This is a genomic window from Palleronia sp. THAF1, from assembly GCF_009363795.1.
Lineage (GTDB): Bacteria > Pseudomonadota > Alphaproteobacteria > Rhodobacterales > Rhodobacteraceae > Palleronia.
The window spans coordinates 545,594-562,528 of sequence record NZ_CP045420.1; the positions used below are offsets into that span (position 1 = coordinate 545,594).

The following is a 16,935-nucleotide window of genomic DNA, read 5'->3' on the forward strand; positions in this document are numbered from 1 at the left end:
GAAAAAAAGTCGTAACTGGCCCGCAAGCTACTGTTTCCAGTCGAAGAATCCGTTGCCTGCTTGCGCAAGCAATTCCTTGGCCAGATCGCGTCCCATATCGGCGCCGTCGGCCACCGGGCCAGTACGCTCACCGGCCAGACATTCCGAGCCGTCGGTGCGCAGGATTTCTCCACGCAGGCGCAGGGTGTTGCCGTCCAGCTCGGCCAGTCCGGCGATGGGCGTCTCGCACGAACCATCCAGCGCGGCCAGGAACGCTCGCTCGGCGGCCAGGCGTTGCCCGGTGGGGCCGTCGTGGATGGCTGCCAGCATCTGTGCCACGCGCTGATCGTCCGCACGCCGTTCGATGCCGATTGCGCCTTGGGCCACGGCGGGCAGCATGTCGTCTTCCGGGACGGGGTTGCGGGGCACGTCGTCCGCGCGCAGGCGGTTCAGACCGGCGAGAGCAAGGAACGTCGCATCCGCCACGCCGTCGCCCAGCTTCTTCAGCCGAGTCTGCACGTTGCCGCGAAACTCCACGATTTGCAGATCAGGGCGGCGGTACAGAAGTTGTGACTTGCGGCGCAGGGAGGATGTGCCGACGATGCTCCCCTCGGCCAGTTCCGCCAGCGTGCCGCCATTCAGCGCCACGAAGGCGTCGCGCGGGTCCTCGCGGGGCAGATAGGTATCAAGCGACAGGCCGACGGGCTGGTCGACGGGCATGTCCTTCATGGAATGCACCGCGATGTCGATGTCGCCCGCCAGAAGCTGTTCCTCGATCTCTCGTGTGAACAGGCCCTTGCCGCCGATTTCTTTCAGCGGGCGGTCGATGATGCGGTCGCCGGTGGTCTTGATGACCACGATGGTGAACGCCTCGAATGGCAGATTGAAAGCGGCGGACAGCCGCTCGCGCGTCTCATGGGCTTGGGCGAGCGCCAGAGGCGAGCCACGGGTGCCGATCTTCAGCGGGTCTTGGGGCGTGGGCATGTTCATGGGCAGATGCGTAGCCTTGGTGTGCGGGCAGGGCAACCGAAAGGGTTGACACTTTGACCTGTCAATCAGACCAAGCAGTGCATCAGCGCCGGAGGGAAAGATGGCCGAAAAGACGATACTGAGGGCGCTGGCCGGGGAAACGCTTCCCACGCCACCGATCTGGATGATGCGACAGGCCGGGCGTTACCTGCCCGAATACAAGGCGACGCGCGCGCAAGCGGGCGACTTCCTGTCACTGTGCTACAATCCCGATTTGGCGGCCGAGGTCACGTTGCAGCCGATCCGCCGCTTCGGCTTCGACGCCGCGATCCTTTTCGCCGACATCCTGCTGGTGCCGCAGGCGCTGGGGGCAGACCTGTGGTTCGTGACCGGAGAGGGGCCTCGGCTTTCGACGATCACCGCGCGCGATCAGGTCGATGCGCTGCGCAGCACGGATGCGATCCACGACACGCTGAACCCGGTCTATGAAACCGTGCGCATCTTGGCGCGAGAGCTGCCGTCCGAGACGACGCTGATCGGCTTCGCGGGCGCGCCCTGGACCGTAGCGACCTACATGATTGCCGGGCGCGGGACACCGGATCAGGGGCCGGCCCACGCGCTGAAGGACGAGGATCGCGAGACGTTCGAAGCGCTGCTGGCGCGGATCACGGATGCGACGATCGAATATCTGTCTGCGCAGATCGAGGCCGGGGCGGAGGTGGTCAAGCTGTTCGACAGTTGGGCCGGGTCGCTGAGTGGCGAGGACTTCCGCAATTACGCGTTGGAACCCGCCAAGCAAATCATCGCGGCGCTGAAAGCACGCCACCCGAACGTCCCAATCATCGCTTTCCCGCGTGGAGCCAAAGAGGCCTACATCGGCTTCGCGAACGAGACCAACGCCGATTGCGTGGCTCTGGACCAGTTCACCGATGCGGATTGGGCAGCCGAGCATGTGCAGAAAGATGGCTGCGTTCAGGGCAACCTGTCGCCCGAACACATGGTGACGGGCGGTCAGGCGCTGATCGACGAGGTGCGGCGCATAAAGGCTGCGTTCTCGGGCGGGCCGCATATCTTCAACCTCGGCCACGGAATTACGCCCGACGCAGACCCCGACAACGTTGCCCTGATGATCGAAACGCTGCGCAGGTAGCCTGCCTTAGCCCTGCCCGATTTCACTGGTAGGGTTCCGGGCATGAGATGGCTCTTTCGCATCGTTTTCGCCTTGATCCGCGGTGGTTCTGCCTTCGCTTGGCTGACCGTGGCGGGGTGGTTGTTTCTTGTGACGCCAGACGCCGAAGAACGACATGCGTTGGGTAGCGCCTTCCAAGACACACGGCAGGGCAGCGAACAGGTCGCGACCATGCGCCTTGCGCGCATGGTGCTGGCCGTTGCGCCGGATGCGACGATTGCGACGATGACGCGACTTGCGCCGGGGGGAATTTCGGCAGATCAGCTGCGCACGGCGCTGGAGGTCGTGGCACAGGGGCCGGGGGCTGCATCGATGAAGAGGTTTCCTGTTACCGGCTATGCCAAGGATGCCCCCCAGGGGCTCGCGCGCTTCGACCTTGCTGATCAGATGCCGCAATCACCAGCGCCACCGCAAATCAGGCGCGTCGGCGGTGCGAAATTCATGCGGCCGCCCGAGTAGAGCCAGATTGGATCAGCCGCTGACACCCGGCGTGTTGAAGGCATCCGCCCAGTCGCCCTTCGGCAGTCGCTGCATCGGATCGACTTCGTACAGGTAGATGTAGGCCCAAGCCTCTATCCGGCCCTGCGCCGTTTCGACCATGCGGCGGGCGCGCTGGTATTCGGGAGGGCCATCGTCGAACAGGCCCTCGTAATCATCTAGAATGTGCATGATGCCGGGTTGGGTGATCTTCCAGACCTCGCCATGAACGCGGCCCTCTTCGCCTTCGATCAAAGCTGGATACCAGCCGACGGAGTATAGTCCGCCCGGCAAGGTGCCCTCTGCGATGAAGGACGCGCCTTCCCGGAAGGCGAGTGTTGCGTCGTTGTTGATGAAGCCGCGGCGCAACGTGCCATAGACAAACACGCGGTCACCGATGAAGGGGTCTGTTTTCATGTCCCAACAGATATCGGTGCGCGCCAAGATGTCCACGGCGCGCACCGACAGAGTTTTAGAAGCGGTAGTTGACCGACAGGGACGCCGTGGTGGCGTCGGCCTCAAGACCGCCGTCGAAGTCGTCGAACTCGTGGTACAGGACTTCGGCACCCAGAGTGACGTTCTGCGTTGCGAAGACTTCGTAGCCAAGGCCGACGAAGTAACCGTCAGAGCTGTCGTTCTCGGTGTCCGCATAAGCGTATCCACCGGTTGCGTAGTAGTAGTTACGACCGCTGTCGAAACCGGCGCGCAGGCCGACGCGGGTGATGCTGTCTACCTCATCCACGTTGTCACCCAGTTCAATGGAGGTGGCGTCGTACTGAACGCCGCCACCCAGAACGAAGCGACCGAAGTCGTAGTCGTAGTACGCGCGCAGACCGTAGACGACATCGTCGCCGTCAAGGCTGTCGACGTTCGTATCCACATCCCCGTAGCCAAGCTGGGCACCGACCGAGAAGCCGGTCCAGTTGTACTCGGGCGAGAAGGCGAGCGGGGGCGCCATGGGCGCGGGGGCGGTGGTCATGCCGCCGGCAAGGGCGGGCGCGGCAAGAAGGCTCATGGCGGCGAGTGCGGAGGCGAAGGTTTTCATGTCGTAAAATCCTGTTCACGAGTTACTGGGTCTGACCGACTAACCCCATTCAGGGGGTGGGGTTCAGCCCGGTCGAAAATGTTGCTTACTCTGTTGCAAATCAGACCCACTTTGCCAGCGGCGGCAGTGACATCAGCACCGCATTGGCGTCGTGGCCCGTTTCCAGCCCGAACTTCGTGCCGCGATCGTAGACCAGGTTGTATTCCGCATAGAGACCCCGGTGGACCAGCTGCGCGTCCTTGTCGGCCTCGTCGAAGTCCTGAACACGACGCTTTTCGACCAGCGGCAGGTAGGCGGGCAGGAAGGCGCGCCCGATGTCTTGGGTCAGCGCGAAATCGGCCTGCCAGTCACCGGTGCAGCGGTCGTCCATGAACACGCCGCCGACGCCACGGGCACGCTTGCGGTGCGGGATGTAGAAGTATTCGTCCGCCCATTCCTTCAGCCACGGATAGATATCGTCGCCGTGCGGGTTCAAGTGGTTGCGCAGGGTGTCGTGGAAGTGGGCAGTGTCTTCTTCATATTCGATGCAAGGGTTGAGATCCTCGCCGCCGCCGAACCACCAGGCGTGGGGGGTCCAGAACATGCGGGTGTTCATGTGAACGGCAGGTGCGTGCGGGTTCTGCATGTGCGCGACAAGGCTGATGCCGCTCGCCCAGAAGCGCGGATCGTCGGCCATACCGGGAATGCCCTTCCGCGCGGCCATGGCCATCTGCGCCTTGGCGCCCAGCTTGCCGTAGACTTCAGAGACGTTGACGCCGACCTTTTCGAACACGCGACCACCGCGCATGACGCTCATCAGTCCACCGCCCGCGTCGCTGCCGTCTTCTGCCGTGCGCGAGGTTTCTGTTATCTCGAAGCGGCAGGGGGCTGAGTCTGCGAAGGGGCCGGTCGCGTGGCTGTCTTCCAGCGCTTCGAACGCGGCGACGATTTGGTCGCGCAGTTCCTTGAACCATGCGGCGGCTTGGGCGCGCTCGGGCGCGAAATCTTGGGTTTGATCGGTCATGCGTCCTGTCTAGCGGGGCGCGGGACCAAGGAAAAGTGGATCAATGCGCGCCGGCGTCGCAGTTATCCAGAAGCGAGCGCCCGCCATCGACGGTCAGGATCTCTCCGGTCACGAAGCCCGCCCCGTCCGAGGCCAGGAACTGCACAGCTTCGGCCACTTCGGACGCGCTGGCGATGCGGTGCAGGGGGGTGGCGTCGATGATCTCGTCCCGCAGGTCGCTGTCTTCCTTGATCGCGCCTTTCAGGGTCGCAGACATGACGGACCCGAAGGCGATGGCATTCACGCGGATACGGTGGGGCGCAAGGGCGACGGCAAGGTTGCGCGTCGCCTGATCGAGCGCGGCGGTGGACACGGAATAGGCCATCAGATCAGGCTGAGTGCGGCGCGCGGCGATGGACGAGAGATTGATGATTGCGCCCAGCGGGCCTTCGGTGCCGGACTCTTCGCCCTGTTTTATCATCCGCTTCGCCACATGACGGGACATGCGCAAAGAGACCATCAGGTTCTGATCCAGCAGCGTCTGCAGCATCTTGTCTTCGGGGTCCAATGGGTCGGACTGTTCCATCTGGCGCGCGGCGTTTACCAGGATGTCCACCCGGTCGAAAGCCGCGATGGTGGCGGACATCAGGTTCGCGACGGTCAGTTTCTCACGCAGGTCGCCTGCGAAATAGCGCGCGGTGCCGCCCTCGTCGTCCATCTCGCCGATTTCGTCTTGCAAGGCCTTCTCGTCGAGGTCCGTCATCATCACGTTCGCGCCCTTGTCGATGAAATGACGCGCGACGGCGAGGCCGACACCATTCGCGGCGCCAGTGACGATGGCGGTCTTGCCTTGGATCGAAAGCGACATGGGGTGTCCTTAGCGGATTTTGCGCGGACGCGCGGCGCGGAAGAGCTTGAAGGCGCCCGGTGCAGGCAGTTCGGTGACTTCGGCGAACAGGTCAGTCAGGGCGGCCTCATAGGGCAGGTGTCGGTTCGCGACCAGCCACAGGACCCCGCGCGGAGCCAAAGACCGGGCCGCCGTGGCGATGAAGGCACGGCCCAGCCCCGGATCACCCGCGCGGCCCCGGTGGAACGGCGGGTTTGTAACAACGTGGTCGGCCTTGGCCCGCAGCGTCCAACCGGTCGCGTCGGCCCAGTGAAATGCGGCGCGGGGGTCGAAGACGTTCGTGCGCGCACAGTCGAGTGAAGGGCGATGCGCTTCCACCAGATCGCAAGCGGTGACGGTGGGCGATTGCAGAACGTGGCGCGCAATGGGGCCCCACCCTGCGCCAAGGTCGATAACGTGGCCTTTCAGCGGGGGTAGGGCATTCAGCAGGGCGGCGGTGCCGGGGTCGATTCCGTCGGTCGAGAAGCCAGCGACCGGGACGGTGAAGCCGTCGCCATTGGTCGCGGGCTCTGCGATCCAGTCGGAGAAGTCCCCGCCCGTGACAGTGAACAGCTTGCCGTGCGCCTTCGAGATCACCGCGTCCACAGTCGCGCGCTTGCGACATTCCTTCAGCAGCGATTCGGCGCCATCGGTCTTCACGCCGTCCACGACCACCGGGCACCCCGTGGCCATGGCACGCGCGATCCAGTCCTTCGCGGCAGCCCGCTCTCGCGGTAGGAAGACCACAACGGTTTCACCGCTCGCTTCGATCCGGTCGCGCATTTCGTGCTGTTTGGCAAACTGATCGCGTTCGGGCTGGCGGTCATGCATCACCGCGACGGCACCGGGCAACACGGACAGGTCCGCATCAAGCGGTGGGTTCACCGCCAGCACCGGCCCGTCGATCAGGCCATCGGCTACGCCAAGGGACAGGCGGGCGGACAGTTACTCTTTCTCCATGGTGCATTGCAGCGGATGCTGGTGGCGGCGGGCGAAATCCATCACCTGCGTTACCTTCGTCTCCGCCACCTCGAAGGAGAAGACACCGACGACCGCGAGGCCCTTCTTGTGGACGGTCAGCATGATCTCGAACGCCTGCGCGTGGTTCAGGCCGAAGAAGCGTTCCAGCACGTGCACCACGAACTCCATCGGGGTGTAGTCGTCGTTCAGGATCATCACCTTGTACAACGGCGGGCGCTTGGTCACCGGTTTGGTGTCCAGCGCGACTCCGGTATCCCCGTCATCGTCCTTGGGCTTGTCGGCCATCATGTTCAGCTGCTTGGTGGTCACATTGCCCCTGCGCGGTTACCTGTCGACGTGGCCTAGCAATATAAGAACGATGGCCCAATGGAAAAGAGGGGCGGTATGCGACCGATCACGACCATTGGCTTCGATGCCGACGATACGCTTTGGCATAACGAGCGATTCTTCAAGCTGACAGAGGCCCGCTTTGCCGATTTGCTGCGCGACCATGCCGCGCCCGGCGATCTGGCAGAGCGGCTGCTGAACGCGGAGCGGCGAAACCTTGGACGCTACGGCTTCGGCATCAAGGGGTTCATGCTGTCGATGATTGAAACCGCGCTGGACGTCACGAACGACCGTGTGCCCAGCACGGTGATTCGCGGTATAGTAGAAGCCGGGCAGGAGATGCTGGCCCATCCCATAGAACTGCTCCCCCATGCCGCAGATGCGGTGACGGCGTTGCAGGCGGACTTCTATCTGGTTTTGATCACCAAAGGCGACCTTCTGGATCAAGAGCGCAAGCTGGCGCAGTCTGGGCTGGGCGATGCTTTCGACGCGGTCGAGTTCGTGTCGGACAAGCAGGCCGGCACCTATGCGGCGATCTTCGATCGGCACGGTGACGGTGCCGCGCAAGGCCTGATGGCAGGCAATTCGATGAAGTCCGATGTGCTGCCTATGATTGCGGCGGGCGGGCACGGCGTTTTTGTGCCCCATGGCGACGTCTGGGCGTTGGAGCACGCCCATCCGCCCCAGAGCGAGCCACGTTTCCATGAGCTGTCCCACTTGGGAGAGTTGCCTGACCTCGTGCGAAGGTTGTGTGGTGAATGAGGCACAAATCGCGCCGAATCGTCGATCAATTCGGGCATGATTGTGTCTATCGGATGGCAGCGGCTTGCATGTAGCGCTCTCTCAGATCGCGCGTCCCATATGTTGTATACATCGATTCGCTGGGCTTAAGCGTCTGATTTCAGGCTGTTCCGGGAAACCGAAACGCGTGCTATGGTCTGGTTCAGACGCGGATCGGCCACCAAAGAGCCGGCCGCGAGAGGCAGAGAAGGCAGTGTACCCGTGGTCATCCATCGGCTTTTCGTCCTTTTCGGGACGCTCTTTACGGTTTTGTTCTTAGTCGCCACAGCCCCGGCCAAGGCGGCACCCTACGCGGCGATGGTAATCGACGCGCGGACCGGAGAGGTTTTGCATTCGCGCAATGCCGATACCCGGCTCCATCCCGCATCGCTGACCAAGATGATGACGCTTTACGTCGTGTTCGACGCGATCAAACGCGGCGAGATCGGCTTGGACACGCAGGTGCGAATTTCCCGCCACGCCGCGTCCGAGCCGCCGTCGAAGCTGGGACTGCGGGTGGGCCAGCGCATTTCCATGCGGCACCTGATTCGCGCCTCTGCGGTGAAATCGGCCAATGACGCCGCCACTGCTTTGGGAGAGGCGATCTCTGGTTCCGAAGCAGCATTTGCCCGTCGGATGACCGCGACGGCGAAGGCGTTGGGCATGAGTCGCACGACCTTCCTAAATGCCCACGGCCTGACCGAAGCGGGCCATCTGTCGACTGCGCGCGACATGACAACGCTGGGCCGTCGCCTGTTCTACGACCACCCGGAGTATTACAATCTGTTCTCCCGCCAGTCAGCCGACGCGGGCGTGCTGACGGTGCGCAACACGAACCGCCGCCTGTTGTCGGATTATGCTGGCGCGGACGGCATCAAGACCGGCTACACGAACGCCGCCGGTTTCAACCTTGTCGCTTCCGCCGAGCGGAACGGAGAGCGCATCATCGCCACGGTGTTCGGGGGCCGATCCTCTGCCACGCGCAACGCGAAGGTGGCCGAACTGCTGGACCTTGGTTTTCAGCGCGCCCCGTCCCACGCACGGGTGAAAAAGCCCGCTCCGGTGAACCTGGAAGGCGTTGGAAGCGCGATCGTCGCGCGATCCTTGCGCCCCCGGTTGCGTCCTGTTCGCCCCGTCGCCGGGGATATCCTGATCGGCAAGGTCGGCGAAGTGCCTGCTGCACCGCCGCTACCTGCCGCCGTTGCGCCCAGCGTCGTGCCGGAACCGCCCGCGCGGGCGGCGGCGCTTGCCGCGCCACAGATCGCACAGGTTGCCCCCACGCCCGCACCGGAACAGGGGCGCGTTGTTTCACGGCTGTCCAGCTCTGGCGGGCGGCATTGGGGGATCAACGTCGGTCGCTACGGCAGCCGCTATCAGGCAGAGCAGGTCCTTCTGGTGACGGCGCTGTCCGAGATCGGTACGCTGGATCAGGCGCTGCGTAAGGTGGTGCAATCGCCGCAAGGCTGGGAAGCCAACTTCGTCGGCATGACAGCCGAACGCGCCGAAATGGCCTGCCGCCGGTTGGCCGCGCGCGACATGAACTGCAACACGCTGGGGCCGAGCTGAAGGCGCGTGTTGTAAGCATCTGAAAGCAACGTTTACGACTTTTTTTCGTAGTTGAAAAAACCAGCTACGAAAAAAAGTCGTAAACGTTGCTTTCAAATGCCGCGTCTGCGGTCGGCCTTAAGCCCGTCTACGCAACGACCCACGCGCCGTCCGGACCCCGCTTGAACGCGGCGGTCTCGCCCGCTGCGAACGTCGGCTCATCCCCAGCGCGCCAAGACTGCACCGAGACGCGATTGGGGCTGGCGTCTATCAGGTTGAACATGTTGTCTTCTCCGCGCAGCCGGTTCGACAATCCCGTTCCCGCCTGCACGAACAAGCACCCCGGCGCGATGGCGAAGGGCCGTGTGACCGTCTGGTGCAAGTGCCCCGACAGGACCATGTCCGCACCGGCTTCTCGCATCGCGACGAGGGTGTCATGCGCCCCACGCATCAACCGTTTCTCCACGTGCGGTCCATGTTCCAGCGGATGATGCAGCACCGCGATCCGAAGGCGGTCGCCCGCGCCTCGGAACGCGTTGGTCATCTTGCGGATCGTGCGCTTCGAAAGCCGACCGCGCTGCCATGAAAAGCGGTTTACCGTGTTCACCCCGGCAACGACCATCGCACCCGTTTCCAGCACAGGCTCCAGATTGCGGTCGATGTTGCGTTTGTAGCGGCCGAAGGGCCGGAAGAAACGCAGGAACAGATTGTCGAGAGGGGTATCGTGGTTGCCGGGCACCGACAGCGTGGGCGGTTCGATCCGATCCATGAAGGCGGCGGCTTGCTCGAACTGACTGCGGCGGGCGCGCTGTGTGAAATCACCCGAAACGACGACAAGATCGGGAGCAAGGTCGTTCACTACCTTGATCAGTGGTGTTTCCAGCTCCGGACGGTCGCGGCCGAAATGCAGGTCGGACAGGTGGATCAGTCGGGTCATGCGTCCTCGTGCGACGGGGGAAGCTGGATCGTCAGGTACTGCTCGCTCATCTCGAAGGTAAACGGGCCGTCCATGCGGCCCTTCTCTCCATCGAAGGCCAGTAGGTTCCGGCGTTTGCGTGTTTCGATCACGGCCTTCGGGGTTGAGATCAGGGCGTAATCCTTGCCGCGCAGGGGTTTTCCACGCACCAAACGTGCCGTCATCTTGAATAGGGCCAACCGGGTTTCGGCTAGCGTGACCAGTACGGCGAAGTTGTCCTTGTCGATCGCCTCTGCCCCGTCGATTCCGAAGGAGTCCAGCTGGTAGGCAGAGCGCGCCACGAAGACGAGCGCGGTGCGGTATTCCTTTGTCTCGCCATTCGCGGTGATCGTGACTTTCATCGCCTTGCGGAACCGCAGGAACGTCTTGACCACCGACCAATGCGCGGCGAGTCGGAAGCGGCCCCAGCGGGAATAGACGGTCTCTCGCTCGCGCAGGATGGCGGGATAGATGCCAAGCGAGGCGTTGTTCAGGAACGCCTTGCCGTTGACGGTGCCGATCCGGATATCGTGGGGCGTGCCCTGGTCGATCTGGCGGGCGGCTTCCTCTGGGTTTTCGGACAGGCCCAGCCCGCGCGCGAAGAAGTTGAACGTGCCCAGCGGCAGCACACCCATGGCGACACCCTTGCCCAGCATCGCCTCTGCAACTGCCATGACGGTGCCATCGCCACCCGCCGCCACAACGATATCGGGCGACTTCGCCAAGGCACGGTCCACCGCGTCAGAGATCGGGTTGTCGGGGTTCCAGTCAACTTTCTCGGCAATCTCGCCGAAAGCCGCCATAGCGCGGTCGACCGCTTCGGCGTCACGGCTGTTCTGGCCGGATTTTCTGTTGGCGATAAGGACGATACTGGGCGACATGGCGCGGCTCCTGCGATGCGCTGACACAACGCCGCAGGGTTCTGGTTTGTTGCGCCTAGTGTTCGCCGCCGCCGCGTTCGCCGAAGGCCGCGCGCATGAGCTGGCGGGTGTAGTCCGTGGCTGGCGCATCGAAGATCTGGTCTGTGTCGCCTGCTTCGACCACATCGCCCTTTTGCATGACCATGACCTTGTGGCTTAGCGCGCGGACCACCTTCAGGTCGTGGCTGATGAACAGGTAGGCCAACCGGTAGCGTTTCTGCAGGTCGCGCAGCAGTTCGACGATCTGGACCTGCACGGTCATGTCAAGCGCACTGGTCGGCTCGTCCAAGACCACCAGCTTGGGCCGCAGGATCATGGCGCGCGCGATGGCGATGCGCTGACGCTGGCCGCCGGAAAACTCGTGCGGGTAGCGGTGCATAGTGGCCGGGTCGAGGCCGACCTCTGCCATGATCTCGGACACCATCTGCGTCTTGGTCTTGCCATCGCGGGTGCCGTGGATGGTCAGGCCTTCCGCAATAATTTCTTCTACAGTCATGCGTGGCGACAGCGAGCCGAAGGGGTCTTGGAATACGATCTGCATATCGGCGCGCAGGGGACGCATCTGGCGGCCCTTCAGGCCCTGCACGTCGCGCCCTTGGAAGACGATCGGCCCTTCGGACGAGATCAGGCGCATGATCGCCAGCGCAAGCGTCGTCTTGCCAGAGCCGGATTCGCCCACGATGCCGACGGTCTCGCCTTCGCGCACCGACAGGGATGCGGCGTTGACGGCCTTCACGTGGCCCACGGTGCGGCGCAGAAAACCGCGTTCGATCGGGAACCAGATGCGCAGGTCATCGGTGCTGGCGATGGGTTTGGCGTCCTGCGGGACGGGGGCAGGGGTGCCGGTGGATTCTGCTTCCAGCAGCATCCGCGTGTAGGGGTGTTCGGGCGCGTCGAAGATCTCCTTCGTCGGACCGTGCTCGACGATCTCGCCGTCCTTCATCACGCAGACGCGGTCGGCGATCTGGCGCACGATAGTCAAATCGTGGGTGATGAAGAGCAACGACAGCCCTTCGCGCGCCTTCAACTCTGCCAACAGATCGAGGATCTGCGCCTGGATCGTCACATCGAGCGCCGTCGTCGGCTCGTCCGCGATAAGCAGTTCCGGCTTGTTGGCCAGCGCCATGGCGATCATCACGCGCTGGCGCTGGCCGCCGGATAGCTGATGCGGGTAGGCCCCAAGACGCGATTCCGGGTCATTGATTCCGACTTCGGTCAGCAACTCGATGATCCGGGTACGAGCCGCGTCGCCGGTGATGCCCTGGTGCAGCGCGAGCGACTCTTCCAACTGCCGCTCCAGCGTATGCAGCGGGTTGAGCGACGTCATCGGCTCTTGGAAGATGAAGCTGATGTCGTTGCCCCGGATTTTGCGCAGGGTCTTTTCCGACGCGCCCACCATTTCCTGATCGCCGTAGCGGATCGAGCCGTCGGTATGGGCGGAACCCGGCAGCAGGTCGACCGAGGACAAAGCAGTGACGGACTTGCCAGAGCCGGATTCGCCCACAAGGGCGACGGTCTCGCCTTTTTTCACTTCGAAGGACACGCCGCGCACGGCGTGCGTTTCGGCGCCGTCCTGACGAAAGCGGACGTTCAGGTCACGGACGGTAAGGACGGCGGTCACTGGAACGTCTTTCTCGGGTCGAACGCGTCGCGGATGCCCTCGAAGATGAAGACCAGCAGCGACAGCATGATCGCGAAGGTGAAGAAGGCGGTGAAGCCGAGCCACGGGGCCTGCAGGTTCTGCTTGGCTTGGAGTGTCAGTTCCCCCAGCGACGGGGCGGACGACGGCAGGCCGAAGCCCAGGAAGTCGAGCGAGGCCAACGTGCTGATCGTGCCGGTGATGATGAAGGGCAGCATCGTGACGGTCGCGACCATGGCGTTGGGCAGCATGTGGCGGAACATGATCGTCCAGTTTGACACGCCAAGCGCACGGGCGGCGCGGACATATTCGAAATTGCGGGCGCGCAGGAATTCGGCGCGGACAACGCCCACGAGCGCGGGCCAGCCAAACAGGACTGTCACGAAGACCAGCAACCAGAATCCGCGCCCTAAAATCGCGAAGAGGATGATGATGACGTAGAGTGACGGGGTAGAGACCCAGATCTCGATGAACCGCTGAAAGATCAGATCGGTCCAGCCGCCGAAGAAACCCTGCACGGCCCCTGCAAGGATGCCGATGATCGAGGTCAGGACCGTCACGATCAGCGTGAACAGGATCGACAGGCGGAAGCCGTAGATCACCCGTGCGGCCACATCCCGCGCCGTGTCGTCGGTGCCAAGGATATGCGCGCTGTCGGGGGCCGAAGGGGCCGCGCCACCGATGTCGTTGATGGTGTCGTAGCTGTAGGGGATCGGCGGCCACAGAAGCCAACCGGCCTGCGCGCCTTCGGCCACGGTGCCTTCGTCGATGATGCCTTCGGGGTCGTCGAAGCAATCCTCCAGCCCGCCGGACTTGATCAGGCACTGCACCTCGATATCGGCGTAGACGGCCTCTGACCGGAAATCCCCGCCGAACGCCGTTTCGGGGTAGAAGCTGAAGATCGGCGCGCGCAGCTCCCCGTCGTAGCTGACGAGGATGGGTTTGTCGTTGGCGATGAACTCGGCAAATAGCGACAGGCCGAAGATGATCGCGAACAGGATCAACGACCAGAACGCCCGCCCGTTGCGCCGGAAATTACGCCAGCGGCGTTCGTTGAGCGGCGACAGGTAGCGACGACGGCGCTTTGGGCTGACCGGCGGCGGGGCGTCGTGGCCGGGCGATGGCGTCGGCGGCGGGCCTTCCAGATCGGGCGCGGTCGCACCGTGAGAGAGTTGGTCGTAGTTCGTCATCTCACCCTTCCCGCGATTCGAAGTCGATGCGGGGGTCGACGAAGACATACATCAGGTCGGACAGGATGCCGACGATCAGGCCGATCAGGCCGAAGAAGAACAGCGTGCCGAAGATCACCGGGTAGTCGCGTGCGACAGCCGCTTCGAACCCCAATCGGCCCAGACCGTCGAGCGAGAAGATCGTTTCGATGATCAGGCTGCCGCCGAAGAATACGCCGATGAACACCGCCGGGAAGCCCGCGATGATGATGAGCATCGCGTTGCGGAAGACGTGGCCATAGAGGACCGTCGACTCCTTCAGACCCTTGGCGCGCGCGGTCACGACGTATTGCTTCTTGATCTCGTCCAGAAAGCTGTTCTTGGTCAGCAGCGTCAGCGTTGCGAAGGCGCTGATGGTGGAAGCGGCGACCGGCAAGGCGATGTGCCATAGATAGTCACCTACCTTGCCGAGAAGGGACAGCTGGTCGAAGTTGTCTGACGTTAGGCCCCTAAGCGGGAAGATCTGGAAGTAGGACCCGCCCGCGAACAGAACCAACAGCAGAATCGCGAACAGGAAGCCGGGGATCGCGTAGGCGACGATGATCAGCGCGCTGGTCCATGTGTCGAAGCTGGACCCGTCGCGCACCGCCTTGCTGATGCCCAGGGGGATCGACACGAGGTAGGCGATCACTGTCGACCAAAGACCCAGCGTGATAGACACTGGCAGCTTTTCGACCACGAGTTCCAACACGCCGATGGACCTGAAGTAACTCTCACCGAAATCGAAGCGGATGTAGTTCCACATCATACCGACGAAGCGCTCCAACGGTGGTTTGTCGAAGCCGAACTCGCGTTCCAACTCTGCGATGAACTCTGGCGGCAGGCCGCGTGCGCCTGCGTATTCGCTGTCCGACGATCCGGCGGCAGAGAAGTCCTCTCCGGGACTCGTCGCACCACCGCCAGAGAAATTCGAGAAGACGTCGCCGCCGCCTTCCATGCGGGCGATGACCTGCTCGATCGGGCCGCCGGGCACGAATTGGGTCAGCACGAAGTTGACCACCATGATGCCGAACAGCGTCGGGATGATCAGCAGCAGACGGCGTAGGATATAAGCGCCCATGGGGGGTTACAGTACGCCCGCGTCGCGCAACTCTGCCGCCGCGTCTTCGTCGTACCACCAGAAGTCCAAGACGCCGGTGCCCAAGGGCGGCAGCGTTTCGGGGTGCTTGTAGACGTTGAAATAGGCCAGCCAGTTGTCGGGATTATAGTAGACCGGGATGTCGAAGTTGATGCTGCGCAGGACGCGGTCCAGCGCGTTGGTGGCGTCAGTCAGGGGCTGCAGTTCGTTCGTGGTCTCGATGACCTCGAGAAGTCGGTCCACAGCAGGATCCTTGAGCCGCATGATGTTGCGAGAGCTTTCGTCCGCCCCTTCCGATCCGAACCACTGGCCCAGCCCGGTCGACGGCTCAAAGCCCATCTGGAAGGCTTGGTTGGTCAGGTCGAACTCACCTGCTCGGCGGCGTTGGACATATTGAGCGGTGTCGATCCGCTCCAAGTTGCCCTGCACGCCGATCAGTTCAAGATTGCTTAGGAAGGGCGCGATGATCTTGTCGTAGCGCTGGTTGAACTGGATGATTGTCAGGTCCAATACCTGCCCGTCCTTGCGGCGGATGCCGTCGTTGCCCGCGATCCAGCCAGCCTCTTCCAGCAAGCCGGCCGCTTCGCGCAGGATACGGCGAGAGGGGCGGTTCGTCGACGCGTCATGCTCGACGGGGCTGGAGACCTCATCGGTCAGGATCGACGCGTCCAGCAAGCCTTCGTCCACCAGCGGCTGAAGCACGGCGATTTCGCCTTCCGAGGGTGTGCCCGTTGCGGCCAGATCGGTGCCGGTCCAGAAACTTTCGGGCTGGCCGTAGTCGCCGTAATACAGCGTGTCATTGGACCAAGCGAAGTTCAGCATCATACCGATGGCGCGCCGCACACGCTCGTCCTGCCACTTCGGCTCGTTCAGGTTGAAGTTCCACGAAAACCGCTGCGCCACTGTGCCATCGGGGATTTCCTCCATCGTGGCGAAGCCGTTGCGCGTGGCGGGGAAGTCGTAGCCCGTGTTCCAGTCGGCGGGATCGGTTTCCGCACGGTAGAGGTATTCGCCAGCGGTGAACGCCTGCAACGCTGCAGAGGTGTCGGCGAAGTATTCGATGCGGATGCGGTCGAAGTTGTTACGGCCTTGGTTCAGCGGCAGATCGTTGCCCCAGTATTCAGGGTTCTTCGCGTAGACGACCTGTCGGTTGTAGTCGACGCTATCAAGGACATAGGGCCCGGTGACCATGAACGGCTCTGTCTGGCTTTCGTCCAGCCGGATCTCGTTTGCTTCAAACCACGCCTTCGAAAACACGGGCGATCCGCCAGCCTGCTGCACGCGCACCTTGGGGGGCATGAAGTCCGAGAAATTGAAGCGAACCGTATGATCGTCGATCACCTCGATGCTGTCGTAAAACTGCGCGGCGGATACACGGTATTCGGGGATGCCCTGCTCGACGAACAGCTCGTGCGTGAACTTCACGTCTTCGGCGGTCATCGGGGTGCCGTCCTGAAATGTCACATCATCGCGCAGGTAGAACGTGGCATAGGTGCGGTCTTCGTCGTATTCGACTTCGGTGCAAAGGAAGCAGTAGGCGCCGTAGGGATCGTCGAGCACTTCGGTCATCAACCGTTCGGTGCCGATGGAGGCCAGCGAGGCGGGGACGCCGGCACGCGCGTAAGGATTGAAGCTGTCGAAATTACCAAGCGACCAAGTGGACAACTCTCCGCCCTTTGGCGCGTCCACGTTCACGTAGTCCAGCACGTCGCCCGGTTCGTATTTCAGCTCGCCGAAGTTGGTGTAGCCGAAGGCGCGAATGACGCCGTTCTCGTCCGCTTCTTGTGCCGTGGCAGCCAGCGCGGTCAGGGCCAGCGCCGTCCCGGAGGCCAAGGCCAGCAAAAGGCGGGCGCGGGGATCGGCTTTGGTCTGGGACTTGGCGGCGGCGCGGGGTGCGGGCGTCATGGGCGTCTCCTGCAACGAACGGGCGATGGGCGCTTTGGCGGCTTGGTGA

The 16,935-nt window shown here is 63.1% G+C and carries 17 protein-coding genes; 4 read left to right on the forward strand and 13 right to left on the reverse strand.

Annotation, left to right across the window (positions count from 1 at the left end; translation table 11 throughout):
- Positions 1–27: 27 nt before the first annotated feature.
- A complete protein-coding gene (gene hemC / locus FIU81_RS02645; protein ID WP_124111402.1) occupies positions 28–969 on the reverse strand; it encodes a hydroxymethylbilane synthase in 942 nt (313 codons plus the stop codon).
- 100 nt (positions 970–1,069) lie between these two features.
- On the opposite strand from hemC, the gene hemE reads away from it, so the two are divergent.
- On the forward strand, positions 1,070–2,098 hold the full coding sequence (gene hemE / locus FIU81_RS02650) for a uroporphyrinogen decarboxylase (protein WP_124111401.1): 1,029 nt from the start codon (positions 1,070–1,072) through the stop codon (positions 2,096–2,098).
- 42 nt (positions 2,099–2,140) lie between these two features.
- Positions 2,141–2,596, forward strand: coding sequence for a hypothetical protein (locus FIU81_RS02655; protein ID WP_124111400.1), 456 nt, complete (start codon positions 2,141–2,143; stop codon positions 2,594–2,596).
- A gap of 12 nt (positions 2,597–2,608) precedes the next feature.
- Here FIU81_RS02655 and FIU81_RS02660 read toward each other — a convergent pair whose 3' ends face one another.
- The 6 genes from FIU81_RS02660 to clpS all read right to left on the reverse strand — a co-directional run bounded on the left by FIU81_RS02660 (position 2,609) and on the right by clpS (position 6,796).
- A complete protein-coding gene (locus tag FIU81_RS02660) occupies positions 2,609–3,031 on the reverse strand; it encodes a gamma-glutamylcyclotransferase (RefSeq protein WP_124111399.1) in 423 nt (140 codons plus the stop codon).
- Positions 3,032–3,086: 55 nt separating this feature from the next.
- Positions 3,087–3,659 (reverse strand): outer membrane protein, encoded by a 573-nt coding sequence (locus FIU81_RS02665; RefSeq protein WP_124111398.1) that lies wholly within the window; start codon positions 3,657–3,659, stop codon positions 3,087–3,089.
- A 100-nt stretch (positions 3,660–3,759) separates the two neighbouring features.
- Positions 3,760–4,662 carry an oxygen-dependent coproporphyrinogen oxidase gene (gene hemF, locus FIU81_RS02670; RefSeq protein WP_124111397.1) on the reverse strand — a complete coding sequence of 301 codons (903 nt, stop codon included), beginning with the start codon at positions 4,660–4,662 and terminating at the stop codon, positions 3,760–3,762.
- 40 nt (positions 4,663–4,702) lie between these two features.
- The gene (locus tag FIU81_RS02675) at positions 4,703–5,509 is read right to left on the reverse strand and encodes an SDR family NAD(P)-dependent oxidoreductase (protein WP_124111396.1); all 807 of its coding nucleotides are present in this window, start codon (positions 5,507–5,509) and stop codon (positions 4,703–4,705) included.
- Positions 5,510–5,518: 9 nt separating this feature from the next.
- Positions 5,519–6,412 carry a class I SAM-dependent methyltransferase gene (locus tag FIU81_RS02680; RefSeq protein WP_254695979.1) on the reverse strand — a complete coding sequence of 298 codons (894 nt, stop codon included), beginning with the start codon at positions 6,410–6,412 and terminating at the stop codon, positions 5,519–5,521.
- Between the two features lie 60 nt (positions 6,413–6,472).
- Complete coding sequence (gene clpS / locus FIU81_RS02685) at positions 6,473–6,796, reverse strand: ATP-dependent Clp protease adapter ClpS (protein ID WP_124111440.1); 324 nt, start codon at positions 6,794–6,796, stop codon at positions 6,473–6,475.
- Positions 6,797–6,892: 96 nt separating this feature from the next.
- Here clpS and FIU81_RS02690 point away from each other — a divergent pair, with 96 nt between their 5' ends.
- Both FIU81_RS02690 and FIU81_RS02695 read left to right on the forward strand, forming a co-directional pair.
- Entirely contained in the window at positions 6,893–7,597 is a 705-nt protein-coding gene (locus tag FIU81_RS02690) for an HAD family hydrolase (RefSeq protein WP_413816220.1), read from the forward strand.
- Positions 7,598–7,933: 336 nt separating this feature from the next.
- The gene (locus FIU81_RS02695) at positions 7,934–9,181 is read left to right on the forward strand and encodes a D-alanyl-D-alanine carboxypeptidase family protein (RefSeq protein WP_254696040.1); all 1,248 of its coding nucleotides are present in this window, start codon (positions 7,934–7,936) and stop codon (positions 9,179–9,181) included.
- Between the two features lie 127 nt (positions 9,182–9,308).
- On the opposite strand, the gene FIU81_RS02700 is transcribed toward FIU81_RS02695, so the two are convergent.
- Genes FIU81_RS02700 through FIU81_RS02725 form a run of 6 tightly spaced genes read right to left on the reverse strand, consistent with a single transcriptional unit; the run spans position 9,309 to position 16,886 of the window.
- Complete coding sequence (locus FIU81_RS02700; RefSeq protein ID WP_124111392.1) at positions 9,309–10,097, reverse strand: metallophosphoesterase family protein; 789 nt, start codon at positions 10,095–10,097, stop codon at positions 9,309–9,311.
- Positions 10,094–10,996, reverse strand: coding sequence for a diacylglycerol/lipid kinase family protein (locus FIU81_RS02705; protein ID WP_124111391.1), 903 nt, complete (start codon positions 10,994–10,996; stop codon positions 10,094–10,096). The genes FIU81_RS02700 and FIU81_RS02705 overlap by 4 nt, the downstream gene beginning before the upstream one ends.
- Before the next feature lie 55 nt (positions 10,997–11,051).
- Positions 11,052–12,656 (reverse strand): ABC transporter ATP-binding protein, encoded by a 1,605-nt coding sequence (locus FIU81_RS02710; protein WP_124111390.1) that lies wholly within the window; start codon positions 12,654–12,656, stop codon positions 11,052–11,054.
- Positions 12,653–13,864 (reverse strand): ABC transporter permease, encoded by a 1,212-nt coding sequence (locus FIU81_RS02715; RefSeq protein ID WP_124111389.1) that lies wholly within the window; start codon positions 13,862–13,864, stop codon positions 12,653–12,655. Before FIU81_RS02715 ends, FIU81_RS02710 begins: the two co-directional genes overlap by 4 nt.
- 1 nt (position 13,865) lies before the next feature.
- Positions 13,866–14,963: a microcin C ABC transporter permease YejB gene (locus FIU81_RS02720; RefSeq protein ID WP_124111388.1), complete on the reverse strand. Its 1,098-nt coding sequence runs from the start codon at positions 14,961–14,963 to the stop codon at positions 13,866–13,868.
- A gap of 6 nt (positions 14,964–14,969) precedes the next feature.
- The gene (locus tag FIU81_RS02725) at positions 14,970–16,886 is read right to left on the reverse strand and encodes an extracellular solute-binding protein (RefSeq protein WP_124111387.1); all 1,917 of its coding nucleotides are present in this window, start codon (positions 16,884–16,886) and stop codon (positions 14,970–14,972) included.
- Positions 16,887–16,935: the final 49 nt, after the last annotated feature.